Source organism: Humisphaera borealis, from assembly GCF_015169395.1.
Lineage (GTDB): Bacteria > Planctomycetota > Phycisphaerae > Tepidisphaerales > Tepidisphaeraceae > Humisphaera > Humisphaera borealis.
The window spans coordinates 5,833,123-5,859,561 of sequence record NZ_CP063458.1 but is presented as its reverse complement, the minus strand read 5'-3'; the positions used below and the strand labels follow the sequence as shown (position 1 = coordinate 5,859,561).

The 26,439-nt window shown below is 64.1% G+C and carries 22 protein-coding genes; 15 read left to right on the top strand and 7 right to left on the bottom strand.

The window, feature by feature from the left end; translation table 11 throughout:
- Positions 1–138 precede the first annotated feature (138 nt).
- The 7 genes from IPV69_RS22020 to IPV69_RS21990 form a co-directional block, all read right to left on the bottom strand.
- Entirely contained in the window at positions 139–1,071 is a 933-nt protein-coding gene (locus IPV69_RS22020; protein ID WP_206291882.1) for a ThuA domain-containing protein, read from the bottom strand.
- A 275-nt stretch (positions 1,072–1,346) separates the two neighbouring features.
- Entirely contained in the window at positions 1,347–3,992 is a 2,646-nt protein-coding gene (locus IPV69_RS22015) for a hypothetical protein (RefSeq protein WP_206291881.1), read from the bottom strand.
- A 227-nt stretch (positions 3,993–4,219) separates the two neighbouring features.
- The gene (locus IPV69_RS22010; protein ID WP_206291880.1) at positions 4,220–5,386 is read right to left on the bottom strand and encodes a hypothetical protein; all 1,167 of its coding nucleotides are present in this window, start codon (positions 5,384–5,386) and stop codon (positions 4,220–4,222) included.
- A 239-nt stretch (positions 5,387–5,625) separates the two neighbouring features.
- Complete coding sequence (locus tag IPV69_RS22005) at positions 5,626–6,513, bottom strand: DUF2167 domain-containing protein (RefSeq protein WP_206291879.1); 888 nt, start codon at positions 6,511–6,513, stop codon at positions 5,626–5,628.
- Between the two features lie 115 nt (positions 6,514–6,628).
- Positions 6,629–7,132 (bottom strand): J domain-containing protein, encoded by a 504-nt coding sequence (locus tag IPV69_RS22000; RefSeq protein WP_206291878.1) that lies wholly within the window; start codon positions 7,130–7,132, stop codon positions 6,629–6,631.
- Positions 7,133–7,397: 265 nt separating this feature from the next.
- Complete coding sequence (locus IPV69_RS21995; RefSeq protein ID WP_206291877.1) at positions 7,398–8,186, bottom strand: hypothetical protein; 789 nt, start codon at positions 8,184–8,186, stop codon at positions 7,398–7,400.
- A complete protein-coding gene (locus IPV69_RS21990; protein ID WP_206291876.1) occupies positions 8,186–8,770 on the bottom strand; it encodes a hypothetical protein in 585 nt (194 codons plus the stop codon). Before IPV69_RS21990 ends, IPV69_RS21995 begins: the two co-directional genes overlap by 1 nt.
- 458 nt (positions 8,771–9,228) lie before the next feature.
- Between IPV69_RS21990 and aroF the strand changes: the two genes are divergently transcribed.
- The 15 genes from aroF to IPV69_RS21915 all read left to right on the top strand — a co-directional run bounded on the left by aroF (position 9,229) and on the right by IPV69_RS21915 (position 26,357).
- The gene (gene aroF, locus IPV69_RS21985; RefSeq protein ID WP_206291875.1) at positions 9,229–10,284 is read left to right on the top strand and encodes a 3-deoxy-7-phosphoheptulonate synthase; all 1,056 of its coding nucleotides are present in this window, start codon (positions 9,229–9,231) and stop codon (positions 10,282–10,284) included.
- Positions 10,285–10,605: 321 nt separating this feature from the next.
- Positions 10,606–11,355, top strand: coding sequence for a triose-phosphate isomerase (tpiA, locus tag IPV69_RS21980; RefSeq protein ID WP_206291874.1), 750 nt, complete (start codon positions 10,606–10,608; stop codon positions 11,353–11,355).
- A gap of 103 nt (positions 11,356–11,458) precedes the next feature.
- Positions 11,459–11,962 carry a preprotein translocase subunit SecG gene (gene secG, locus IPV69_RS21975; protein WP_206291873.1) on the top strand — a complete coding sequence of 168 codons (504 nt, stop codon included), beginning with the start codon at positions 11,459–11,461 and terminating at the stop codon, positions 11,960–11,962.
- A 109-nt stretch (positions 11,963–12,071) separates the two neighbouring features.
- Positions 12,072–12,953, top strand: a complete 882-nt coding sequence (locus IPV69_RS21970; protein WP_206291872.1) for a YicC/YloC family endoribonuclease — start codon at positions 12,072–12,074, stop codon at positions 12,951–12,953.
- A 139-nt stretch (positions 12,954–13,092) separates the two neighbouring features.
- The gene (gene gmk / locus IPV69_RS21965; protein WP_206291871.1) at positions 13,093–13,683 is read left to right on the top strand and encodes a guanylate kinase; all 591 of its coding nucleotides are present in this window, start codon (positions 13,093–13,095) and stop codon (positions 13,681–13,683) included.
- A gap of 103 nt (positions 13,684–13,786) precedes the next feature.
- Positions 13,787–14,020, top strand: coding sequence for a DNA-directed RNA polymerase subunit omega (locus IPV69_RS21960; protein ID WP_206291870.1), 234 nt, complete (start codon positions 13,787–13,789; stop codon positions 14,018–14,020).
- Between the two features lie 391 nt (positions 14,021–14,411).
- A complete protein-coding gene (locus IPV69_RS21955; protein ID WP_206291869.1) occupies positions 14,412–16,283 on the top strand; it encodes a family 16 glycoside hydrolase in 1,872 nt (623 codons plus the stop codon).
- 345 nt (positions 16,284–16,628) lie between these two features.
- On the top strand, positions 16,629–19,583 hold the full coding sequence (locus tag IPV69_RS21950; protein WP_206291868.1) for a PVC-type heme-binding CxxCH protein: 2,955 nt from the start codon (positions 16,629–16,631) through the stop codon (positions 19,581–19,583).
- 132 nt (positions 19,584–19,715) lie between these two features.
- Positions 19,716–20,366 carry a flavoprotein gene (locus IPV69_RS21945; RefSeq protein WP_206291867.1) on the top strand — a complete coding sequence of 217 codons (651 nt, stop codon included), beginning with the start codon at positions 19,716–19,718 and terminating at the stop codon, positions 20,364–20,366.
- A 63-nt stretch (positions 20,367–20,429) separates the two neighbouring features.
- Positions 20,430–21,260, top strand: coding sequence for a carbon-nitrogen hydrolase family protein (locus tag IPV69_RS21940; protein WP_206291866.1), 831 nt, complete (start codon positions 20,430–20,432; stop codon positions 21,258–21,260).
- A gap of 2 nt (positions 21,261–21,262) precedes the next feature.
- The gene (gene dprA / locus IPV69_RS21935) at positions 21,263–22,468 is read left to right on the top strand and encodes a DNA-processing protein DprA (protein WP_206291865.1); all 1,206 of its coding nucleotides are present in this window, start codon (positions 21,263–21,265) and stop codon (positions 22,466–22,468) included.
- 26 nt (positions 22,469–22,494) lie between these two features.
- Positions 22,495–22,980: an NUDIX domain-containing protein gene (locus IPV69_RS21930; protein ID WP_206291864.1), complete on the top strand. Its 486-nt coding sequence runs from the start codon at positions 22,495–22,497 to the stop codon at positions 22,978–22,980.
- A 44-nt stretch (positions 22,981–23,024) separates the two neighbouring features.
- Complete coding sequence (locus IPV69_RS21925; RefSeq protein WP_206291863.1) at positions 23,025–24,131, top strand: sialidase family protein; 1,107 nt, start codon at positions 23,025–23,027, stop codon at positions 24,129–24,131.
- Positions 24,132–24,210: 79 nt separating this feature from the next.
- Positions 24,211–25,119, top strand: coding sequence for a dihydrodipicolinate synthase family protein (locus IPV69_RS21920; protein ID WP_206291862.1), 909 nt, complete (start codon positions 24,211–24,213; stop codon positions 25,117–25,119).
- A 77-nt stretch (positions 25,120–25,196) separates the two neighbouring features.
- A complete protein-coding gene (locus IPV69_RS21915; protein ID WP_206291861.1) occupies positions 25,197–26,357 on the top strand; it encodes an AGE family epimerase/isomerase in 1,161 nt (386 codons plus the stop codon).
- The last annotated feature ends 82 nt before the right edge of the window (positions 26,358–26,439 follow it).

The following is a 26,439-nucleotide window of genomic DNA, read 5'->3' as shown; positions in this document are numbered from 1 at the left end:
GCAGAAGTGAGTCGACGCTGAGCCTCGATGTTGTTACCGCTGCGGATCAGGAAGGTTGACACACGGCAAACCGGCCGCTGTCGGTTACTACTGTCCGTGTCACGGACAGCGATCACAGACAGCTCTCACGGACGGCCTTCACTTCTTCGGCGCCGCCTTCGGATCCAGGTTCTTCAGCAACTCCCCCTCGGGCAACTTGCTCTCCAACCCGTTCGCCGGCACTTCGACCTTGCTGATCCAGAGCAGCGCGTTGAGGACCACCTTGCGGAAGTCGTCGATGCCCCAGTTGGTGTGGAAGTGCCCGCCGGTGAAGCCGACGCCGCGGCCGCCGTCTTCGCGCTCGACGGCCCACATCATCGTCTCGACGCGCCCTTTGGCTTCCTGGATGTGCTTGTACGGCCCCTTCGGATAGACGTACGGGCCGTCGCGGACGGCGTCGCTCGGCGTGGCGGTGAGAATGCTCGTGACTCCCTTCATCTCCGGGCGGAACCGCATGTTGAAGTACCACTCGTCTTTGGCCGTAAACGGCTTGACGCCGCGGCTGATGGGATGATTGGGGAAGGTCTCAAACTTCGGTTCCCAGATCGGGTTCACGGAGAACTCGTGCTCGTAGTGCCCGCCGATCCAGGCCTTGAACTCGTCGCCTGCCTGCTTGGGGTCCACCTCGACGGCGTAGTGGGCGCACATGAGCCCGACGCCGCGTGCCATCAGTTTGGCCACCTTCTCCTTGTGGTCGCCCTGCACCGCCGGGTGCCCCTGGCGGCCGTCGCTGTAGATGAACAGGGCGTCGGCGTCGTCGAGAACCTTTTCGTCGGAAACCCAATGGTTGCGATGGACGGAAACTTCAAGATCGGGCACGGCTTTGAGGCACTGCGACAGCACGTAGACGCCGGCGTTGAACTCGTGCATCCCCGCCGGATGGCTCGGCTTGCCGGCGATCATGACGAGCTTGCGTTTCTTCGCCTGGCCGAAAGCGAGATGCGGAAACGCAACCGCCGCCGCGGCTGTGGCGGCAACGCCGGTCAGAAAACGCCTGCGGGAAAGGTTTGATGTCGTCTTGGGCTGGTTCATGGAGTTCCTCCGCCGAGCAGTTTAAACCACGATCGGACGCCGAGGAAGGTTATCCGTAAAAGCGGTGAAGCTGTCCGTGACACGGCTTTCCAAGCCGTGCGGGCGAGGTCACGACGCGTGAAGATGCAAATCTTCGGCAATGCCACGTCTTTTCCCCAGAAATCCAGGAGCCTACCGAGGATTGGAATCCACTTGCGTTGTGACCTCGCTCGCACGGCTTGGAAAGCCGTGTCACGGACAGCCGCTGATCTTCATCGTTCGTTTTCATTCGTCGCTCACTCGAGCTTCCGCGAGTACCCCACCGTCGTCTTCGGCATTTCGTCCACGAGCAGCAGCTTCTCGAACCGCGTGATTTCGCCGGCGATCGGGATCTCCACCCGCACTGGCAGCACCCCAGCGACCTTGCTCGCCTCGGCGAACGCCTTGGCGGCGTCGTGAGCCTGGGCCAGTTGCTGCGACGCCTTCTGAAGCTCGGCGACTTCCTTCGTCCGCGCCAGTGCGGCTTCGCCGAAGTGCCGGAACGGCAGTGTGAACCGCGACACTTCGCTGACATTCCCCTGCGCATCGACCACGCGATACTGCTTCGGCAGGAACACCGCCCAGGCCAGGTGTCCCACCGGCACGTCCGATTGCGGCAACGACAACTCCAACTGCCCGCGATCGGCCAGCTTCACCGCCGGCATGACGTACACCACCTCCACGTCATACGGCTTCAGATCGCCGGCCAGTTCGTCGTCGGTCCTCTTCTGCTGCATTTCCTTGATGACCCGATGTTCCTCCCCCTGACGCCGGCGGTCTCGCCTGAATTGGTAGCTCTCGTCGTCGCCGTCTTCGACTTCCTCGCTGCGCTTGAGCGGGATCAGCACGCGGCCGTCGGCGGTTTTGGCCGGGGTGACGGGCTTGTCGTCCACGAAGGTGCTCCAGACCTCCGCGCCCGCTGGCAGCCGTAGCGTCATGCTCGGCTTGAGGTTGTTCCGCACGATGTACATCAGCTTGGTGACGCTGCGGCCGTCGGCGGTGACGGTGGTGCTTGCCTCGCAGACATCCGCCATCGCGACCAGCACGTCCAGGTCTTGGTGTCGGGCGATCGCCAGCGTCATCGCCGGCACGCCGCTGTCGTAGCGATACCCTTCGAGCACCGGCGAGCGGGCCATCGACCAGAGCAGGCGTGGGAGCTCTTTAACGTCGATCCGCTCGGCCCCCGTGACGCTGGTGGTGACTTCATACCCGCCGCGGACTTCAACGCCGATGTAGCCGCGGGCGGTGCTCGCATCCGGGTGCGAGAGGATGGGGACGACGACAGTCGCGCTGATCGTGGCTGCGGCGGCTACGGCATCTCCGGCCGGCTGCGTGGCGGGTCGAGTGGCGGCAGGCGGCACCATAGCTTGGCCGGCCACGGCGATCGCCTTCTCGGCGAATGCCACATCGTAAGTCAGTGTCAGCGCGTACTGCTTGCGTGCGACGTCCTTCAGGCCGACGACGACGATCCGCGCGCCGTTTTCGTCAACCACCTGCGTGTCGCGAACGCCTTCGCCTTCGACGGCGATCAGTTCCGCCCCTTTCGGCAGATTGATGCGGAAGGTGTCCACGCCGGCGTGCAGGATCTCATAGGTCACGCTGGCCTGGCAGCGGAGGACGCCGCGATCGACGGCGACCCGCGTCTGCGTCAGGACGGCGACTTTGGCCGGCTGCGGTTTGATCGGCGTGAGAGCAACAGCCGTCGCCGCCGGCGAGCCGTAGCGATAGGCGAGCGTAGTCGCTGGCGTGCGGAACGACTGCGGCAGCTCGCTGACGCCGAGGCGCTCGAGGGTTGCCTCGGCGGCTCCGCCGGCTGGCGCGGGTCGAACGTCGTATGCGCCGTCGCTGTCGATCGCGATCACGCCGCCGTCGCGCCGTGCGCCGTCGATCGCCGGGGCGACGAAGCGTTCGGCTCCGCCGGCCTCGGCGACGTCTTTTTCGTACACCAGTTCGATGTCCTGTTTCCCGCCGATTGGCCTGGCGAAGTTGATCGTTACCGGCTTGCCCGCGGCGGCCGCCGCCGCTTCCTGGTAGCCGGCGACGTCCTTCCCGCCGACCGACAGCACGACCGCCTTGGGGTCGAGGGTCAGCTTCAGAGCCGGGATGGTGCCACGCTCGACGTTCAGATGGATGGCCGTCTGGTATCGCACCAATCCTCGGCGGACGGAGATGCGCGTTTCGGAGTCGCCGTAGATTCGTGCGGCCGCGACATCCGCCTGAGCGGCGCGGGGCTTCCAGGCGATCGCCGCCACCGCCCCGCCGCGATAGGTCGCGGTCAACGTCGTGGTGCCGCCGGCCTCGGCGGATATCGCGCTGGCCGCGCCGCTGGCGGTAATCTCGACGCTTCCGGGCACGCTGAACTTCACGTTGCTGATCGGCCAATCGGCCAGGGGCAGATCGAACCGGGGCGAGCCGTCCTGGCTGACGATCGGGCGGGTGAGCGTGACCCGGAGCGACTTCCTGCCTCCGCCGGTGACGAACGCCGACAGCGTCTTGCCCTGCATCACCAGCGCCGCGGGCTGGCCGTCCACGGTGACCGATTCCACCGCCACGTCCGCCGGGGCGACTGGCAGCAGCGCAAAGTCGTTGCGAAGCAGCGTCGCCTGCACCTCGGCGATCACCTCGATGGCGCTACCCACGGGCCTGGCAGTGTAGGTCGCCGGTGCGAAGACGAAGTCCACCGGCGGTTTGGCCGCCCGATCGCCGGCACGCTCCAGCAGCGCCGCCAGCTCCGGCCACGGGATGGCGACGGTGGTGCCGCCCAGCGCGGGTAGTGCGAATGGAGCAGACGGAGTGACTACCGGTTGTGTGCTCGGCGGCTGTGCCGGCTGGGCGAGCGCGCCGCCGGCCCAGGTGACAATAGCGCAAAGGACAACCGCAGCCTCGCAGCGCGTACGGACCATAGGACAACCTCATCTTGAAGTGGGTGGAACAACCGACCGCAGTGGCCCCGCCGCGGCATCCATCGATACAAACATCTCCGCGGCCGGACCCATGCCCGCCGGGAATCAAGATGCGCCACCCCCGATGGCATTACAGGCGAACTGGCGACCCGCCGCTTGTGGTGCAGGCGTCCCGCCTGCATTGCAACCGAGACGGCTGCAACATAACGGTGAAGAATGACGGAGTGTCAGCCGAGTTGAACCAGCGGCCGTTCCCCGCAATCGCGGCAGGTGCCCGTTTCGACCAGGTACTCCAGCCGGCATCGCGGGCAGTACGACCGCAGCGCCGGATCGGCCGGTGTTGGCGGCCCCAGGAGTGCATCGATATCCACCCGGCGCTTCCGCATCAGCACGACCACCTCGTCGGTCAGCCGCGCGCGAAACGCGGTCGCCAGTTCGTCGGATTTTGCCGGGTCTGCGGCACCGTTGCGGTTGTCACTTTTGCGGGCCGGCAGCGGGATACGCAAATCCTGGAGAATGCGGGTCGCGAACTCGGCGAAGGTTTTGTCGTCCAGCAGCACCGCGCCGACGGCGACCGGGTCAAAACCTGTCAGCAGGTGCCGGCTGACGGCGTCGGAAGCGCGAATCGCCGCCGTCGGCGCGAACACCATCGTGACCAGGCCCTTCCACCGCACCAGCCGATCGGCGGGCATCAGCCGGCGATGGGCGCGGAAGTAGAAGAACATCACCGCAACCCACGTCAGCAGCAGCATCGGCAGCACGCGATAGACCGTGTCGGCGAATCGTTCGAGGTAGATCGAAATCGGTAGCAGCAGGAACAGCAGCCCGAAAAACAGCAGGCTCAGCGTGCGCAGCAGGGACGTCAGCCGCCAGTACTCGTCCAGGCGTTTTTCGATGGCGGCGGTGTCGAACGCCGTGCGGATGGCACGGGAGATTTGTTCCGGTCGCTGGTCGGGCGAAACCTTTGCCAGCCGGGCCAGGACCTTGCGGAAGTGTTCGGCGGCGGCCTCGTCGGGAAGCCGCATCATCGGTTCGCCGCCCAGCGACAGCTTGCTGCCGTTGCCTTCCAGCTTGCCGGCGGCCACCCAGGGCAGTTCGAGCGATTCGGTCGCCGGTCGCTCGCGAAAGTTGATCGACTGCCCGGTTTGCGGCCCCACCTGCTCCGGCGTCACGACGACCGGCCACTGGTGGCAGACGAACACTTCGCCGAACGGCGGAAACGGATTGAGCATCGCCCATCCGCCACGATCGTTCCCCGGAAAGGTCGGCGGATCGACGGGTCGGAATCGTCGCCAACCGGTGCGGAATGCGACCGCGCCGAATCCGATCCAAATGAAGCACTCGGACAGGTAGATGACGATCAGCACCAGCAGCAGCATCCGCTGGTCAGTCATGCTTGAAGCCTTGGCGCTCGTGCGCGGTGGGACATGAGAGACACCGAATCAACGATGTTTGTCGTTCGTTTTCACCGCGAAGGCACGAAGGGCACGAAGAGCCACGAAGGAGAATCAGAAGATGGTTGAAGGGGGCGAAGGCCGCTTCAGCATTCCTTCTTCTTCATAATCCTTCGTGCTCTTCGTGCCTTCGTGGTGAAATCGAACGTAAGGCGACGTCGGCGTTGCGACGACCGCGATCAGACCGACGCCGGCTTGCTCTTGAACATCGAGAACACCTTCTTAATCGCGATACCAACACCGGCGATGATGAAGATGCCGAACTGCATGAGCGGCTTCCACCACTTGATCGCGGCGATCGCGATGCCGCCGCTGGCCAGGCCGATCAGGCCATACTCGGCGATCTTGTCTCCTTCGCGGAACTCGGAGTAGGTGTCGCCGGCCTTGTAGTTAAGGCCCGAAACGAGCTTGCGGTATTCGGGGATCGTCTTGGCGACCGCCTGTTGGTCCACCACCATGTTGACGGCCATCACACCGCGACGGCCGAGCACTTTGCTCTCGTAGTTAACGGATGCCCCGCCCTGGCCCGAAACGATCACCGCCCAAGTCAGGTTTTTGGTCTGGTCGTCGTAGAAGGGCTTCTGGTTCCAGCCGGTGACGTGAATCGGCCCGGCACCGCGCGAGGCCCGCTCGGCGTTGCCTTTGTCGGTGCCTTCCTTGAACTGCTTGAGCAGGGTTTCGGCAAACTCGTCGTCCAGTTTCGACTTCTCGTCGTCCTTCACGTAGCCGGTGCCGTCGAAGGTGAAGAGGATGAAGAAGTCCGAGGCATTCTTCCCGGGGACCGGTTCGAGCACGCCAACCTCGCCGCCGTAGTTGTTGCCTGTGTAATGGCAGTAGGCCTCGGCACCGCTGGCACCGGTAAACCGGTAGCCGGCGGGCACCTTGATCGTGGCGTTGCCCAGGTCGCCGGTTCCCGGGCCGGTCACCCATTCGATGGCCTTGAACCTGTCGTTGATTTCCTTCCGATCGGACTGGGCAAGCGCGCCCGAAGGGATCGCCAGGAGCGCGAGTGCCAGTCCTGCCAGAAGTCCGGTCAATCGGCGATGGATGGTAGTCGTATGTGCCATGGTTCGAGATCCCCGTGAAAGGTGATGTGGTTCCTGTCGTAAAATAGAAAGTGTACTTGCTTCCGTGCTCGGACGGATTCAGTTTTGATGAACTCTTAAAGGGACCGTTCGTCCGTCAGGCGCTGTTCGACGCCGCCGCCCAGGTGCCGCCCAGCAGGCCGATCCCGCCGCCGATGGCAATCGCCATGGGCATGCCCACGTGGGTCAGGTACGCGCCCAGCAGTCCGACGCCCGCGCCGATGAGCAGCCCGAGCAGCGCTCCGCTGGTCACGCGGACGGCATGGCTCTGCCCGAGCTTGGCCGCCAGTTGATCGACTTCCGATCCGAACGACTCCGGGGCCTGGCTGGCCGCGACGGACTGTGCCGCGAGCCAGGCCTCCTGCCAGCGGGCGGCGACGGCCGGATCGGCCGGGTTCAGCAGGTACTGGTCGTAAGCGTTGCGCTTGCCGGGATCGGCCAGGACTTCAAACGCCAGCCCGACCTCGGCCAGCTTCGCGGCCGACCCGCCGAACTCCGGATGGGCCAGCCGCGACCGCTGGCGGAATGCGGTTTTCAGTTGTTCGGGCGAGACGGCTCGCCCGACACTCAGGATGCGATAAGGATCAAAATCCGGCGACATGCGATATCCCCGCCCGCGGGTCCAACGGCGTGAAATCGCCGTATGTCGGGACTTTATCGGAGGGGGAAGGTCGGGGCAATAGTGAAGTGGGCGGGAGGAGGTTGGTCAGCTGCCAGACCGGCGACAACACGCAACAGTACCTGCACGCGGTGTCCACTTCATCTCGCGCAACACTCAACTTCAATCTCGAGAATCAGGTAACGCCGATTGCGACGTTCTATGAACAGTAACGCCTGCTCGGAGCGTGTTATTCTTCACCCAACTATCAACGGAAAAGTCCGGTCCCCCACGTATTCCCCGCAGGTCGGGTGGAGGGTTGCGTCTTGGGCGCAATTGGGATTGGTAGGGTCGCTGCCCGCAACACATCGAGAAGTTCTGCAATCTTTCGATGGTTCGCGGGTGTTTGCGTGATGATCAGGCGACCATTCAGTTCTCTAACGGCTCCCTGCGTCCCGCCGTTTTCGCGCCAGAGTTCCGGCGCGATAAATTCCTGCATAACGCGAATGATTGCCTCTACGATCTCACCGGTCGACCAGTCGGATCCGGGAAATATTGCGTCGCGCCGTAGACGCTCCAGACGTAAAAGGTCGGCAATATCGTAAATGCGGGTGATGACGCGCAACTCAAGGTCGGTCTCGCTATTCACGAAGACCAGATTCCCATACTGGAGAAATCCCATCGAGCGGGACTTTCCGTCGGAAGCTGCGGTGCAGATCACGTGAAGTGCCTCGGCCGCCGTAACGTCGTTGAGTGCGACGGTCACAGGCGTCTTGCGGTCGATTTCGACCGTGGCCAAAACTTCCCAGTTGACGATCAAATTGACGTCTGCTTCGTCGCGCAGCCAATCTAGCGCATCAGCCAGGGCGACACGGTCGAGACGCACTTGTTTGATCGTTTTTGTCAGCCTCGCCTCGGCCGGCGATGGCGGCGTTGAAAACAGTGTGACGACTGTTGGTGGCGATTCGGACGAAGGCTGAGTGGTCATTGCCGCGTTGATCGCGAGGGCCCCCGCAACGCAGATCGCAGCCGCCGGGATTAGGTGTTGGCGTTTCATTATCTCCTTCGTTCTTTGAGTGCTGCCAAGAACGCAGCGGCACGCGGCTGGTCTATCTGTGGTGCTAAAACAATGAGTCTTTCAAATCGCCAGACCACGACCGGCAAAGTGTGGCGAGGCGGCGCGACGATGCGATTGGGATCGTTCCCGGTTGTCTGAAAGATGTAGAACTCGGTGGCCATTGAAACACCATCGGCACAGTCCGCCCTCTCGTCCCGGTTCGTTGAGAACACTTGCCGCGCCGCGCTGCTTGCAAAAAGCCCTCCTGCCGGAGCGGTTGCCGGCAATGGCGAAAGCGAGGGTGGATCGATTGATTGGTCGGCGGGCAGGAGTTCACCGATATCGTGCACCCGAACAGAAGTCACCTGACTCGCGTCACTTGCCCGCCGGAGAGTCAAGCCTTCGCGATTCCGCACCAGGACCAGACGGTGCTCGCGATCCGCGAAGGCTGGTGAGATCGCACAGAGCACGTCGTCCAACGTGACATCACGAAGGTTGACGGAGATGACCCGCCCTTCGAACGCCTTGACCACCGGCGGATCTACAGCGATCGGCGTCTCGATCGCCCTAGACAGGTCAACCATCGCCCTTTGGATTGACACATTTCTAATCCGAAATGCTGGCAGTCGCCGCGCGAGTTCTGAAGGTAGTAGTTCGGCGTCCGGTGGAGCCGGGAGCAACCACCGCCGCACGAACGTATCCCGCTGCACCGCCATGACGAACGCGATCGCAAGGCCGATGAGCGATAACTGGACTGTCCGGCGATAGGTCACGCAAATCCCCGCGTCTGAAGGCAGTCCATACTCTACCAACTGTCCCCCCGTCGTCGAACCCAATCCCAGGCATTCACAACCCGTTCCCTAATCACGGCTTACATTGCTCCCGCCGCGCCCTTGTTACCGCAACCTCAAGGGGTTACATTACTTGGCTTCCCGCGTGGAACCGTGCTACCGGTCTGCGGGCACTCGGCCGAGTGCCCCTACGAACCTGTCGCTGCTGGTTTTACGCCGACTTTCGCGTAGTTCGCGTAGGAGTACGGCCTGTGATCATCGTCATGACCTCCAACGCCTCCGATGAGGCGATCGCCCGCGTATCGGCGGAAATTGAGCGGATGGGCTCGCGCCCCCACCTGTCGCGGGGCAAGTTCCGCACCGTCATCGGGGCCATGGGCGAAGAAGGCAAGATCGACGAGAGCCATATCGCCTCGCTCGACGGCGTCGAGAAGGTGATGCCCATCATGAAGCCGTACAAGCTCGCCAGCCGCGAGTTCCACGAGGAAGACTCGGTGGTCATGGTCGGCGGCGGCAAAACGCCGCAGGTGCCGATCGGCGGTTCGCACGCCGCGTGCATCGCCGGGCCGTGCGCGGTCGAAAACGAACAAATGCTCCGCCGGATCGCCGGCCATGTCCGCGACGGCGGCGCGACGATCCTTCGTGGCGGCGTCTACAAGCCGCGGACCTCGCCGTACTCGTTCCAGGGCCTCGGCCTGCAGGCGCTCAAGTGGATGCGCGAGACCGGCGACGACCTGGGCATGCCGATCTGCGTTGAAGTGATGGACACCCGGCAGGTCGCCGACATGGAACCGTTCGTGGACATGTTCCAGATCGGCGCGCGGAACATGCAGAACTTCGATCTGCTCCGCGAAGTCGGCAAGACCACCAAGCCGGTGCTGCTGAAACGCGGCCTGGCGGCGACGGTGAAAGACTGGCTGCTGAGCGCCGAATACGTGCTGAGCCAGGGGAACAAGGGCGTCGTCCTGTGCGAGCGCGGGATCAAGACGTTCGAAGACAGCATTCGCTACACGATGGACATCAGCAGCATTCCGGTGGCCCGCCAGTGGAGCCACCTGCCGATCATCGTCGACCCCAGCCACGCGGCGGGCAAGCGCGATCTCGTCGGCAGCCTGGCACTGGCCGGCATGGCCGCCGGGGCGCATGGCATCATCGTCGAGGTGCACTACAACCCCGCCGAGGCCCAGTGCGACGGCCCGCAGGCGTTGCTGCCCGAGATGTTCAACGAACTGATGGGCCAGTTGCGGCAGATCGCGGCGGTGACGAAGAAAGAGTTTGCGGAGATTGGTGAGGCGGTTTCGGCTTAGTGCGGTCGGAGAAGAGGAGATCACCACGGAGGCACGGAGACACGGAGGGTAACTTGTGATCCGGTGCGATTGGCGTGGTGAGTCGGATGGAGATGAGAGAAGCAGATTTGAAATCTGAGATTAGAGATTTGAAATCTAAGGTTTGACGTCTGGATCTGAGATTTGAGAGCTGAGATTTCAGAGGTCAGGCATTGAGACGACATTTTTGAGCAGCTCAGTACGCAACTGAATCCTGCGAACCAAGAGTTGACCTCCGTGTCTCCGTGCCTCCGTGGTGAATGAACCGTGCCTCCGTGGTGATCTTGATTTAGGGAAAGAGAAATGGCTCGTACGAAGTTTGTCGCCGGTAACTGGAAGATGAACACGAACAAGGCCGCCGCCGTGGCGCTGGCCAAGGGCGTGGCCGACGGGGCGCCGAAGTCTGGCGTTGAGGTCGGCATCTGCCCGCCGTTCGTGTACCTGGATGCGGTCTCGGCGGCGATCGCCGGCTCGCCGGTGCTGCTGGGCGCGCAGGACGTCTACTTCGAAAAGGACGGCGCGTTCACCGGCGAAGTCTCGCTGGCGATGCTGAAGGACCTGGGCGTGAAGTTCGTCCTGACCGGCCACAGCGAACGCCGGCATGTGATCAAGGAGCCGGCGGAGCTGGTCGCCAAGAAGGCCCAGGCGATTTACGACGCCGGGCTGACGGTGGTGCACTGCGTCGGCGAGAAGCTCGAAGAGCGCGACGCCGGCACTACCTTCGCCGTCTGTCAGAAGCAGATCGAAGAACTGGCGACATCGCTGACGGATGCCAAGCGCGTGGTCATCGCGTACGAGCCGGTCTGGGCGATCGGCACCGGCCGGACGGCGAGCGACGAGCAGGCCCAGGAAGTGCACGCGTTTATTCGCGACTTTATGGGCAAGCGGTGGAACAAGGATTTCGCGGACGCCGTCCGCATTCAGTACGGCGGCAGCATGAAGCCGGACAACGCCAAGGGGTTGCTCGGTCAGAAAGACGTCGACGGCGGCCTGATCGGTGGCGCGGCGTTGAAGGCGGATAGTTTCTTGGCGATCGCAAAGGCGGGCCTGTAGGCCCGCCGGAGCTGGGAGTTGGAAGCTGGGAGCTGGAAAGGCATACGTTCTTTCCTGGTCCTAGCTCCTAGCTCCTAGCTCCCAACTTCTGGAGCGCAGCGACATGGTCGGTTTCTTCTTCTGGTTCTTTCTCGTCCTGTTCACGTTCATCAGCCTGATGCTGATCCTGCTGATCCTGATTCAGAAGGGTCGTGGCGGCGGGCTGTCGAGCGCGTTCAGCGGCGGTGGCGGCGGCAACACGGCGTTCGGGTCCAAGACCGGCGACGTGCTCACCTGGATCACCAGCATCGGCTTCGGCATCTTCCTGGTGCTGGCCGTCTCGCTGAACCTGCTGGCCAACGCCCGCCAGAAGGCTGCCGACAAGGAAGCCGCCGGCGTGCCCGCGGTGACGAACCTGGAGCCGGCGGTGCCGCCGGCACCCAAGCCGACGCCGGCAACCGTGCCTGCCGTCCCCACAACGGTCCCGGCTGCGGCGCCGACAACCGTTCCCGCGGCGATCGCGCCCGCAACGGTTCCGGCCGCCGTCGTTCCGGCTGCAGTTGCTCCGGCGGCAACCGTGCCCGCGGCCCTGCCCACGACCGCTCCGGCGACGAAGCCCGCGGGCTGATTTCGGCCGGACGACCGTAGGGTCCGCCTTGGCGGACGCGATGGTCGTCACTGGCGAAAGCCGCACGTTGATGGAAACGTCCGCCAAGGCGGACCCTACGGGACTCTTGATGATCGTTTCGATGACCGGCTTTGGTGACGCGACCGCGGAACGCAACGGCACGCATTACGCCGTCGAGATCCGCTCGCTCAACAACCGCTTCTATAAGCCGGTCATCAAGCTCCCAGAGTCGCTCAACGGGCTTGAGCCGGAACTGGAATCGATGCTCCGCGACAAGCTCGGCCGAGGCTCGATCACCTTCAGCCTGAAGATGCGGTCGGATTCGGCCGAGGCGGCGTATCACCTGAACGTCCCTGCTTTGCAGACCTACCTGCAGCAGCTCCAGCAGGTGAAGGGCCTGACCGAACTGGTGCGGATCGACCTGGCGGGCCTGGTAGCCCTTCCCGGCGTTTGCCAGGAGCCGCGCGACGAAAGCGACGAGATCGAAAAGCACGGCCCGGTCGTCCGCGAGCTGATGACCAAGGCGATCGCCAAGCTGTCGGCGATGCGCAAGAAGGAAGGCGAAGTCCTCTTCGTCGACCTGATGAAACAGCTCACGCACATGCGGGCCAACCTGAAGGAAATCGCCGACCTCGCCCCCGGCGTGGTCGAAGAGTATCACCGGCGGCTCCGCGAGCGGGTGAACAAGCTGCTCGCCCAGGCCGAGGTGCAGGTGAGCCAGGTGGATTTGATCAAAGAGGTCGCCGTCTTCGCCGAGCGGGCCGACATCGCCGAGGAAATCACCCGGCTGACGGCGCACCTGAACTCGTTCGAGCAAAGCTGCCGCGAGACCGAGCACGGCGGACGGAAGCTGGACTTCATCGCGCAGGAAATGCTGCGGGAAGCCAATACCATCGCCGCCAAGGCCAACGACGCCGAGATCGCCAAGCGGATCGTCGAGATCAAGGGCGCCATCGACCGGGTCAAGGAACAGGTGCAGAATATCGAGTGATGGAGTCGCCCTGTCAGTGACACGGGCTTCCAGCCCGTGCGGTACGCGTAATGCTAAGTGACGCGCTCCGAACGATAGATTGACTCCGACATCGCACGCACGGGCTGGAAGCCCGTGTCACTGACGAAGCGTAAAGAAAATGGCCGAACTGACCTCCGACCATCCCGGTACCCTGCTCGTGCTCTGCGGCCCCTCGGGGGTCGGCAAGAGCACGATCTCGCGATTGCTCGCCGAGAATCACGGTGTCACTTACATCGTCTCGGCGACCACGCGGCCCAAGAAGGACGGCGACGAGAAGGGCAAGATCTACGACCACATCGAGAAGCTGGAATTCTTCCGGCGGCTCGATAACGACGAGTTTCTCGAATACGCGCAGGTCTACGGCGACTATTATGGTACGCCCAAGAAGGCCGCGCTCGACAACATGCGGGCCGGTAAGGACGTGCTGCTGGAGATCGACGTTCAGGGCGCGTTGCAGGTGCGGTACCAGTACGCCGACGCACTGATGATCTTCATCCTGCCGCCGGACGAGCGGACGCTGCTGCAGCGGCTGACCGACCGCGGCCGCGACAGCGCCGAAGAGATTCAAAAGCGATCCCGCGCCGCCAAGCGCGAGATCCACATGGCCAAGGGCAGCCGAGCGTTCGACTACATGGTGATCAACGACAACCTCGACCAGGCGGTCGCCGAGATCATCCGGATCATTCATCACAAGAAGGCAGGAATCTGAATACGGAGCTAGAAGTCAGGAGTCAGAAGTCGGAAGACGATCGCAATTGCCTTTCTTCCAGCTTCTAGCTTCCGACTCCCGACTTCGTCCTGAAAGGACCATTATGATTGAAGCACTCAAGAGCGACGAAATCGTGAACAAGGTTGGCGGTCGGTTCAAGCTGACGGCCCTGATCCAGAAGCGGATGATGGAGATCATGGACGGCGCCCGTCCGCTGGTCGACCGGACGCCGGGCATGACCGATCTGGAGATGGTCGTCCAGGAGATCCTGGAAGACAAGATCGCGATCGACTACGCCGGCAGCGGCCTGTACGAGCCGTCCGAGCTGCGTAAGTAAAGGCATGGTCGCTTCAGCGACCATGCCCCGCAAAGCAAGATTGAAACCGCGCAAGACGCGCTCGCACGACGAGCGCGTCTTGCTTTCGCTTGCGCTTGGGGCAGGGGTTTGTAGGTTTGTCTGTGCACTGTCCGTGACACGTTTCCAACCCGTGCTGGCTGTGTAGGAGTCGAGTGAATGTCAATCTTCGGCATCCCCCGGATTCTTTGGGAGAAGAGGCAGATGGGCACTGAGGATTTGCAATGTCCAAACTCCGACGCAGCCAGCACGGGTTGGAAACCCGTGTCACGGACAGCGTGTTAAAGGCCGAGCATCAACGGACTTCATCGCGGAGAGACTCCGCACCGGCTATCTTCTCCGCGGTACGGATCTACACGTAGAGGGTAAGCACATGAAATGTCTCGCCGGAATCGCCTTGGCGTTCTGCATGATGGTCGCGGTCGGTTGCACGACGCAGCAGGTCGCGAACGCAGCCGACGGCCCCGCCGTCGATCAGACGTTCTTCAACGGCAAAGACCTCGCCGGCTGGACGCCCACCATTCCCGAATACTGGTCGGTGAAGGACGGCGCGATCGTCGGCCAGACGGACAAGCCCGTTCCGCGGAACGAGTTCATCTGGTCGCCGGTCGAGGTGAAGGATTTCTACCTCGCGCTCGACGTGAAGCTGGAGCCCAACGAGTGCAACGCGGGAATCCAGTTCCGCTCGCAGAAACATCCGCCTTTCGAAGCGCTGGGGTACCAGGCCGACATGGGCAAGGGCGTCTGGGGCCGGCTGTACCACGAGTCCGGCCACAAGAAGCTCTTCTGGCTTGATCGCGGCGAGAATGCGGTGAAAGTCGGCGAGTGGAATCGCTACGAGATCCTCGCCGTCGGCGATCGCATCTGGACGGCGATCAACGGCACGCTCGCCGTTGCCGTTCGCGACCCGCAGGGAGAGAAGTCGGGCTACATCGCGCTGCAGATGCACGCCGGCCCGGCGATGACGGTGCAGTACAAGATCAACAAGCTGGTGCACAACCCGAAGGTCGAACTGGCGGGGATGGACGAAAAGAAGCTGGACGCGGCGCTGGTGGCGCCAGATGTCGACGACAGCAAACCCGCGCGACCTGCGACGAAACCGGCAACAAAACCGTCCACGAAACCGACGACGAAACGTGCCAAGGCAGCCGCCGCAGGCGAGACACCCGGTGAAGCAACCGCGGCCGCGTCGGCGAAAGCGCAACCGGCGGGTGTGTCGAAAGCCTCGGCCGTGGTCCCGGTCACGGCCCCCACTGCTTCGAAAGCATCCGGCCCCGCGCCGATCGCGGCGAAGTCGGATCCTCTCGCCGATGTTCCCCCACAGCGGCGCTTCGCCGATGCACCGGTTCCGATCGCCACGCCAGTCCCCGGCTACACCGACGGCAAGTTCGACATCGCCCCCGGCGAGACGATCATCTTCGCCGGCCAGACCAACATGGTCCGCCAGCAACAGGTGGGCGAACTGGAGGCGCAGCTCGCCGTCGCATTCGCCGACAAGAAGCCGCGGTTCCGCAGCATGGCGTGGGAAGGTGACACGGTTTACCAGCAATGGCGCGATCTCAACTTCGGCGGCTGGCAGGCGCAGTTCGACTGGGCCGGCGCTACGGCGGTCATCGCCTGGTTCGGCCAGACCGAAGCACTGGACGGCAAAGCCAAGCTCGACGACTTTATCGCGGCGTACGGGAAACTGATCGACGAGTGGAGCAGGCGGACGAAGCGCATCGTGCTGGTGTCGCCGATGCCGTTTGAAAAGCCCGCCGCTGTAGGCATGCCGGATCATTCCAGGAAGAATAGTGACCTCAAGTCGTACGCCGAGGCGATCCGAGCCCTGGCGACTTCACGAGGATTGCTCTTCGTCGACCTTTACACCCCTTTCGCAGACCGCAAAGCACTGAGCGATCTCAGCGATGGCCGAACGGACTACCCGCTCACGCTGAACGGACTTCATCTGACCGAAACCGGACAAATGGTCATGGGCGGCACGATCGCCACGTCGCTTCAGGACAAACAACGCTCGTCTGCGGCGATGAATGCGACGCGACAGGCGATCGTCGAGAAGAACCAACTCTGGTTCGACAATTGGCGGCCGATGAACTGGGCTTTCGCCTACGGCGACCGCCAGCAGGTGCCGTATAGCAAGGCGATCGGCGAGCACCCGCCGCTGAAGATCGAATACGAAGAGTTCAAGCCGCTGATCAAAACCGCGGACGAGAAGATTCACGAGTTAGCGCAGAGCGCGAAGTGATTGACTCCCTCTCCCCCGTACTCGGGGGAGAGGGTTGGGGTGAGGGGCCGAACGTACGGCGTCATTACCCGCCGAGCAGCCCCGGATTGTCATCATGAGGTACCCCGAAGGACCTTAAATCGACGGCAATATTGCGGACGGCGTCGGATGACATCGGACAGCGATCGACGGCCGATCAACCTTCGGGCGGCTTTCGCTTGGGGATGCCAGGTCCTTCGGCGTACCTCAGGATGACAGTTGGGGTGCCGTTCGGCGGACAACGAGGCCCGACGTTCGGCCCCTCACCCTGGCCCTCTCCCCCGAGTACGGGGGAGAGGGAAAAAGAACGCCTACATCGAGTTCCAAATGCGTTTGCTTACTCTCATCACCGTTCTGCTGACCCTCCCCCTCGCCGCCGCCGAGCCGCCTGCGGCGCTGACGCCCGATCAGGAACGCGCGGCGATGCACGTCCTCGACGGCTTCGAGGTGTCCCTTTTCGCCTCCGAAGCCGACGGCGTCATCAACCCGATTCAGATGCGGTGGGACGAGCGCGGCCGGCTCTGGGTCGCGTGCAGTCCGAACTACCCGCAGCTCGAACCGGGCAAGAAGCCGGCCGACTACATCCTCGTTCTCGAAGACACCAACGGCGACGGCCGTGCCGACAAGGCGACGAGATTCGCCGAGGGTTTGCTCGTGCCCACCGGGCTTGAGCTTGGCGCGCCGGGACAACTCTATGTCGCCAACGGCACCGAACTGCTGCTGTTCACCGACAGCGACGGCGACCTCAAGGCCGACAAGCGCGAAGTGCTTTTCTCCGGTTTCGGCACCGGCGACGGCCACCAGATGATCAACTCGTTCCAGTGGGGACCGGGCGGCGATCTCTGGTTCTCGCAGGGGGCGCACACCTTTTCGAACATCGAAACGCCCTGGGGTGTCGAGCGGCTCTACAGCGCCGGTGTTTGGCGCATGCGGCCGCGGACGCAGAAGCTCGATCCGTTCCTCGATTCCCGCCGCGGGCACCCGACCAACTCTTGGGCCGGGCCGGCCAACCCGTGGGGCTTCGCGTTCGACAAGTGGGGCTCGATGTTTCTTAACGACGCCGCGGGCAACAAGGGGCTCAGCTGGGCGTCGCCGGCGATGATCCGCAGCGACCGGCACGTTCAGTTGCCGTATCTCTGGAAGATCCCCAAGGGGTGCGGCATCGACATCGTCGGCTCGACCGCGATGCCGGACGAGTTGCAGGGACGGCTGATCCTCGGCCACTATTTCACCGCCAGCGTGCGGCAGTTTGCGATCAAGGATGATTCGTCGGGCTTCGCGCTCACCGAGCTGCCGCCGCTCATCACCTGCGACAACAATGCGTTCCGTATCGTCGATGTGAAGAACGGCCCCGACGGCTCGCTCTACCTGTGCGACTGGTACAACCCGGTCATTGGCCATTACCAGGCGAGCTACCGCGACCCCGCCCGCGACAAGACCCACGGCCGCATCTGGCGGCTGTCGGCGAAGGGGCGAGCGACGACGAGGCAGCCCAATCTCGCGGCGATGCTGCCGGCGGAACTGATGGACCAACTGCGATCGTCGGACCGATGGCTCGGCTATCAGGTCGATCGGCTGCTGTTCACCGGCAAGAGCGATGAGGCAGTCAAAGCTGCCGATGCCTGGATCGCAAAGCTCGACCCTGCCGACCCGCAATACGAACACCTGCTCTACCGCGCGACAGGCGTGCTGGAGGCCCACGAAGTCGCCCGACCGAAGCTGCTGGCGAAGCTGATGGATGCGAAGGACTTTGGCGCACGCGCGTACGCGGCACGGTTGATCGGCCGATGGCACAATCGCCTGGATGAACCGCTTGTGAAGCTCGCCGAGCTGGCGCAGGACGAGCACCCGCGTGTGCGCGTAGAGGCGATCGTCGCCAGCACGTTCGTTCCCAGCCCGCACGCGATCGAGGTCGCCGCGATGGCGGCCGACAAACCCATCGATCAGTGGATCGAGCACGCCATGCTGCGTGCGGTCGATGCGCAAAAGGACCTCTGGCGGCCGGCTTTCTTGAAGGGGGAACTCGACTTTGGCGACAAGGTCAATCGTCTGTCGTGGGTGCTGCGGTGTGACGGATCGACCGAGATGGCCGCACCGCTGCGGAAGATGCTCGAAGACCCGGACGTCGCCGTGGCGGGCAAGCCGGACCTCGCGATCGTGCTGGCGAATATTGGTGCCGCCGACGATCTGGGCTATCTGCTCGAGAAGTTCGGTTCTGAGCCGCGCGTGCTCTCCGAACTGGCGAATGCCGCCCGCGTACGGCAGGTGAAGCCGGCGGGCGATATTTCGACGGCGGTTGCCAAGGCGTTTGACGATGCCAATCCCGAAGTCCGCACGGCGGCGATTCGGCTGGCGGGCGCACTGAAGATGGCTTCCGTTGCCGACCGGCTGAAGTCGATCGCTGGTGATGGCACCGCCGGCGCCGCCGTGCGTGTGGCCGCGATCGACGCGCTCGGCGATTGGAAGGCGCTCAAGACCGGTGAGTTTGCCCCGCTCACAAAGCCCGACCAGCCGATGGCGGTGCGCATCGCGGCGATCGGCGCGATGGACGCCGTCGACCGCCCCGCTGCCGCCTCCGCCGCGGTCGGGCTGCTGGGCAGCACCGACAAGGACGAAGACGTCGGCGCGGTGCTGGCGATCTTCCTCAGCCGCAAGGGCGGGCCGGCGGCGCTGGGCAAGGCGATTGCTTCGGCGTCGCTGTCGCCCAAGTCGGCGCAGAAATGTCTCGACGTGATCCACGCCCGCGGCCGCGACGATGCCGCACTGGTTGACGCGCTCAAGTCCGCGATGGGCGTTAGCGACGCCACGCCGCCGTACAGCGAAGACTTCGTGCGACAGCTCTCCGCCGATGCAGCCAGGAACGGCGACGCCAAGCGTGGCAAGACGCTATACGAGACCAAGCTGGTGGCCTGCGCTGCGTGCCACTCGATCGACGGCAAGGGCGGCAATCTCGGCCCTGACATGTCCGGCATCGGCCGGGGCCTGACGAGCGACTACATCGTCGAATCCGTCCTCTGGCCCCGCCGGCAGGTGAAGGAAGGGTTCCTGTCGATCAGCATCTCCACCAAGTCCGGCGACGAGTTCAGCGGCTACGCGATCTCGGAGACCGGCGAGGAAATGCAGCTTCGCGACGTGGCGACCAACACCATCCAGCGGATCGCCAAGGCCAACATCGCCAAGCGCGTGAACGCCGGCACGATCATGCCGGAGGGGCTGACGGCGGGGCTGAGCCGGGAGGAACTGCAGGATCTGGTTGCGTATTTGTGTCACCTCGGGAAGTAGCCTGAAACTTCAGCATCGATTGAAGAAACCCGCTTCGTTCGGAGCGGTCCTCCTCGGCCCGAGTGACCGGCAAGAACGCCCGTCCTCCATGCGAACTGCAGAAGTGCGTGCTGTCCGGCTACAATCCCCACCATGGCCACCCCAGACCTGACACCCCCCGCCGCCGGTCCCATTCAGCCCTTGCTCAAAGGCCGCGAATTGATCGTCGCCGTGTGCGGCGGCATTGCGGCGTATAAGGTCGCCGACGTCGTCTCCAAGCTGGTGCAGCTCGGTGCGGGCGTGACGGTGGCGATGACCGCCGAGGCGCAGAAGTTCATCACCCCGCTGACGTTCGAAGCACTGTCCGGCCGACCGGTGCGGACGGGGACGTTCAACCTTGTCGAGACCAGCGACCCGCAGCACATCGGCCTGACCGAGCGGGCCGACCTGATGCTCGTCGCTCCCGCCACGAACAACACGATCGCGAAAGTCGCCAACGGCCTGTGCGACGACCTGGTCAGCCTGATGGTCTGTGCCGCGGCGTGCCCGGTGGTCTTCGCGCCGGCGATGAACAACCGGATGTGGGAGCACCCCGTGGCCCAGGAGAACTTCGGCAAGCTCGCGAGCCTTGGCTATCGGTTCATTGGTCCCGAGGCGGGCTGGCTCGCCTGCCGGAATGTCGGCGTCGGCCGGATGAGCGACCCGGGAAAGATCGTCGAGGAACTGACAAAAATGCTCACCGAGCCCGGCGCGATGCCGGCTCCCGTAGGCGGGTTGGCCGAAGCCGAGGCGGACGAGGAGTAAGACCGCTGCGAGGTCGTCGGGTCGATTGTCCAATAGCCAGCGCCGATAGTGGCCGGCAAACGCATGGAAGACTCGCAAGCCGTCATCGTCGCCGCGGTCCAGATGCGGAGCGAGTTGGGCGTCACGGCGAGGAATCTCGATCGGCTGGAATCGCTGGTTCATCGTGCCGGCGGCGCAGGCGCGAAGGTCGTCGTGACGCCCGAGTGCGCGATCCCGGGTTACGCCGGCGACGATCTGCGGTCGATCTGGCACGCCGCCGGGCGTCCGGTCGATCCGTGGTTTCGGTTGCATGATGTGCTGGCCGTCGCCGAACCAGTTCCCGGGCCGACGACGGATCGACTTGCGGCCGTCGCGCGATCGGCCGGTGTCTATCTGCTGGCCGGATTGGTCGAACTGGGCGGGCAAGGCGAGGCGTACAACACCGCCGTGTTGATGTCGCCGACGGGCGACATCGTCGGCAGGCACCGCAAGCGCTGGCCGTGGCCGGCAATCGAGCCGGCCTGGGCGACGCCGGGCGATACGCCGCCGCTGATCGTGCCAACGGAATACGGGCCCGTTGGCGTCGCGATCTGCTACGACATTCATCGCGTCCGCCGGCTGTATGCACGGGGGGAACTGTGGACCCTGCTTTTCCCCGCCGCTTGGATCGACCGCGAACCGCCGGGGAAGTATTTCGATCGGCGGTTTCCGCTGGTGGCGCGGGCGCTGGGGTGCAACCTGGTGTTCGCGAATCACTGCCTGCCGGCAGCAACGCGATGGCAGGGATCGGGCGAGTCGACGATCTATCGCGCCGATGGCACCCTTGCGGCGCAATCGCCGAAGCAGTTCGAGGACGATGTTGTGCTGGCATCGTTGCCGTGCGCGAGCACCGTACCCATGAAAGCGAGTCTCTGACCGTGTCCACCCGCCACTGGCTTCAACTCTCGCTCACCCGCGGCCTGGGGCCGATCCTGACGTCGCGGTTGATCGCGCTGGCCGGATCGGCCGAGGCCGCCTGCGACGCCGGTGGAACGCTGCTGCGCGAGGTGGATGGCATCGGCAAAGCCAAGGCCGATTCGATCGCCGCATCGCTGCGGCAGGCGTCGGGGCTGGTCGCCGCGGAGATGGACAAAGCCGCCGCTGCCGGTGCGACGGTGATTTCTGCCGACGATGCCGCGTACCCGATTCTGCTGCGATCGATTCCCGATCCGCCGCTGGTGCTTTACATGCGCGGCGATTTTCAGGATCGCGATCTGCACGCGGTCGGTATCGTCGGCAGCCGTAAGTGCTCGATCTACGGCCGCGAGCAGGCCGAGCGATTCGGGGCGTTGCTGGCCGGGGCCGGCGTATCGGTCATCTCCGGCGGCGCACGCGGAATAGACAGCGCCGCACATCGTGGCGCGATCGCCCAGCCCAACGGCCGAACGATTGCCGTCCTCGGCAGCGGTGTGGACGTGGCGTATCCGCCGGAGAACCGGGCGCTGTTCGATGAGATCGCCAAGGGCCGCGGCGCGGTCGTCAGCGAGTACCCGATGGGCACCAACCCGGCGGCCGAGAACTTTCCCCGGCGCAACCGGATTGTCAGCGGTATGTCACGCGGCGTCGTGGTGATCGAGGCCGACGAGCGCAGCGGCGCGCTGATCACCGCGCGGCAGGCGTGTGACGAGCACGGCCGGCCGGTGTTCGCCGTGCCCGGGCGGGTGGACAACCCGCTGTCGCAAGGGCCGCACAAGCTGATCCGCGATGGTGCGTTTTTGTGCGCCCGCGTGGAAGACGTGCTCGACAACCTCGGCCCGCTGCCGGCGAACGTTCACGCGCCGATATTGGAGCAGGCGACCCCTGCCGATGCACCAGGACTTTTCGCGAAACCGCAAGCGGGCGAAGATGACGCTCCGACTGTCACGCCGTTGCGCCCCAGTCCGAGAGATCTGCCGGAACTGCCGGATCGCCAGCAGTTGATCATCGATGCGATCGGCCTGGAGGATTGTGGTGTGGACAAGATCGTCGAGCGGACCGACCTTCCGCCGCATGTGGTGCTTCAGGAGTTGACGTTTCTAACGCTGCGCGGGCTGGTGAAGCGGGTGGACGGGCAAACCTACGTTCGGCGGAACCGGTCCACGTAGGCTCCGCATTGCCGACCGTGAAGCATATGAACATCCGCTACGACATGATCGCCGTCCACGTCGTACGCCCGACCGCGTCGGGATCGTCGCACGAGTTTCTTCAACTGCGTCGGGCGGCCGATGATTACCTCGGCGGAACCTGGCAGATCGTTCGGGGGACGAGCCATACGGGCGAAAAGGCATGGGAAGCGGCGCTGCGTGAGCTGAAAGAGGAAACGGGCCTGGTTCCGCGAGAGTTCTACAAGCTCAGCCTGATGGAGCACTTCTACCTCGTGCCCGGCGAAACCGTGTGGCATGTGCCGAGCTTTGTTGCGGTCATCAATCGCGAAGACGCGGTGCGGCTGAACGAAGAACACGATGCCCTGCGCTGGATTCCCCGCGACCGGATCGACGCCGAAACCATGTGGGCCGGCGAACGGCTGGTGCTGGCCGAAGTCATGCGCGAGATCCTGGATTCCGGCCTCAGCAAGCCGCACCTGGGGGTTCCGATCAGGCCTGAACCGAGCACGTAGTCGCGATTCGCGCCGAGATGGTGTTTAATCCATGGCGAGGCATCATGATCTATCTCGCACTGCTTACCGCGCTTCTTCAAACCTCGTCCCCTGAGCCGGTGGCGGTCTTTACCGGCGGGATCGACGGCTACCCCGCCTACCGGATTCCGAGTGTCATTGTGACCAAAAAGGGAACGCTGTGCGCCTTCGCCGAGGGCCGTGCGAACCTGTCCGACCATGCCGAGAACGACATCGTCCTCAAGCGCAGCACCGATGGCGGCAAGACCTGGGGTGCGCTGCAAGTGATTGCGGAGGACGGCGCGAACTGTCTGAATAATCCTTGTGCCGTGGTGTTACCCGACGGCGGCATCCTGGTCGTCTACCAGTGGTTCCCTAAGGGGCTCGATGAGCACAAGTCACGCGACGGCGTCGCAGGCGATACGACCAGCCACAGCTACCTCGTCCGTTCGGACGACGACGGCCTGACCTGGAGCAAGCCCGCCGACATCACCGTGCAGGTCAAACGCCCGGTGGGAGTGACGAGTCACTGCTCCGGACCCGGCATCGGCATCGTCCTGACGAACGGACCGCACAAGGGCCGGATCATGCTGCCGTTCAACCAGGGCCCGTTCGGGAAGTGGGAAGTCTACGCGGCGTGGTCGGACGACCAGGGCAAGAGCTGGGCCTTTGGCGATGTCGCGCCCGGCGGAGCAACGCACCGTCCCAATGAGGTGCAGTTTGTCGAACTGTCCGATGGACGAATCATGCTCAATGCCCGCGGCATGGCGGGCGACAAGTATCGCAAGGTCGCCGTCAGCGGCGACGGCGGGAAGACCTGGTCGGCGATCGCCGATGATCGCGCTTTGCCCGAGCCACGCTGCATGGGCAGCGTGCTCCGCGCGGCATCGCCCGTTGCCGGGGAGAAGGATTGGATTCTCTACAGCGGTCCCGATTCGCAGCAGCGGCGGGCTATTGGCACCGTTCGGGCCAGCCTGGATGACGGCCAGACTTGGACCCGTCGCAAGGTGGTGGTGCCCGGCGGGTTTGGCTATTCGTGCCTTGTTCCGCTGCGCGAAGGCGGCATCGGCCTGATTTACGAGGGCGACGGGTACAAGACGATCCGCTTTACCATGTTCACGCTCGCCGATCTGAATCAGGATCGCGGTAAGTAGAGGCTTGCGCACCACCCCGGTATGCTCGGTGCGCGATCCTGAGCGACTCACGGGCAGACACTTCGAAGGAACACGCGTCATGAAGCGCTACACCGGCACGATCCCCGCCGCTTACACCCCCTGCCTGCCCAACGGCGACCTGGACCTGGCGCCCATCCCGGCGATGGCCCGCATGTTCGCCGAGCAGAAGTGCCCCGCCGCGTTCGTCTGCGGGTCGACGGGTGAATCGCATTCGTTCACGACCGACGAGCGCAAAGCCGTGGCCGCCGCCTGGAAGAAGCACGCGCCGGCCGGCCTCGATGTCATCGTCCATGTCGGCCACAACTGCCAGCGGGAGGCAATGGCCCTGGCGGCGCATGCGAAGGAGATTGGCGCGGCGGCGGTTTCGGCGCTCGCACCGTCGTACTTCAAGCCGGCGACGCCGAAAGACCTGGTCGATTTCCTGCGCCCCATCGCCGCCGCCGCGGGCACGCTGCCATTTTACTTCTACGACATCCCGAGCATGACCAACGTCGTCTTCCCGGCCGACCGGGTGATGAAGCTGGCCGCCGAGGCGATCCCGAACTTTGTCGGGCTCAAGTACACCAGTTCCGACCTGATGAGGCTGCAATCGTGCCTCGCTTTCGAAGGTGGCAAGTACGAGGTCCTGTTCGGCACAGATGAGATCCTGCTCGCCACGCTGGCGCTGGGCATCAAAGGCGGCGTCGGCAGCACCTACAACTACGCCTCCCCGGTATACCGCCGAATCTACGACGCCGTCGCCCGTGGCGATCACGACACCGCTCGTCGCGAACAGCTCAAGACCGTTCGCCTGGTGGAAGTGCTGCTGGAGCATGGCGTCCTGCGGACGGGGAAAGCCATCATGTCGTTGATCGGGCACGACTGCGGTCCGATCCGGCCGCCGTTCGCGCCCGTAGGCAAAGAGGAGCTCGCCGAAATCCGCCGAAAGCTCGCGCCGCTGGACATTTTCGTTTCGCCGATTTCGTAGGGTCCGCCTTGGCGGACGCGAGGCGTAGTGCCACAGGTCTGCGGCATACCGCCGAACTGTGGCACCAATACCTTTCCATGAACCTCCCCGACCTCTATCGCCACACGCTTCTCGACGATGTCATTCCGTTCTGGCTCCGGCATGGCGTTGATCGCGAGTACGGCGGATTCCTGACCGCGCTGGATCGCGACGGCTCGGTGATTGACACCGACAAGAGCGTCTGGTTTCAGGGCCGCGGTGCCTGGACCTTCGCCACGCTCTGCCTGAAATACGGCGACCGCCCCGAATGGCGTGACGCCGCCGCCGGCGCGATCGATTTCCTGAGGCGATACTGCTTTTCGCCGTCGGGCAAGATGTACTTCACCGTAACCCGCGACGGCCGGCCGCTGCGGATGCGGCGATACGTGTTCAGCGAATCGTTCGCCGCGATCGCCTGCGCCGCCTGGCACCGGCTGACCGGCGAGGAACAGGCCCGCGGCGACGCACTCCGCTGCTTTGCCACCTACCTACAGCACAGCTTCACGCCCGGCGTCATGCCGGCCAAGGTGGACCCGGCAACCCGCCCGATGACCGGCATCGGCCCGCTGATGATCGGCATCGCCACGGCGCAGGAACTGCGCAGGCATCTGGGCGATGTCATTGTCGAAGACCGATCAATGACCGGCTGGATCGACTTTGCGATCGACCGCATCGAGCGGCTGTTTATGAAGCCGCAGCATCGCGCCCTGATGGAAGTCGTCGCCCCCGACGGCGGCATCATCGATCACTTCGACGGTCGCACGTTGAACCCCGGCCATGCGCTGGAGTGTGCGTGGTTCCTGATGGAGGAAGGCCGCCACCGCGGCGCGGCCCGGCTGATCGAACTGGGCACAACGATCCTCGACTGGATGTGGGAGCGCGGCTGGGACCAGCAGTTCGGCGGCATCTTCTACTTTCGCGACCTGCGCGATCTGCCCGTGCAGGAATACTGGCACGACATGAAGTTCTGGTGGCCGCACAACGAGGCCGAGATCGCCACGCTCATGGCGTGGAAGCTGACCGGCCGTCAGAAGTACGCCGACTGGCACAGGCTCGTCCACGACTGGTCTTTCAAGCACTTTCCCGACCCTGAGCACGGCGAATGGTACGGCTACCTTCATCGTGACGGCAGCGTTTCGACACGGCTGAAAGGCAACATGTGGAAAGGCCTGTTCCACCTCCCGCGGATGCTGATGGTGTGCGGGAAATTGGCCGAGTGACGCCGACCACAACTTCCAATCGGCACGGTACTAGCAACGAGGACAAGTCGCTTCGAACTCACCCGAATTGCCGGAGGCATCG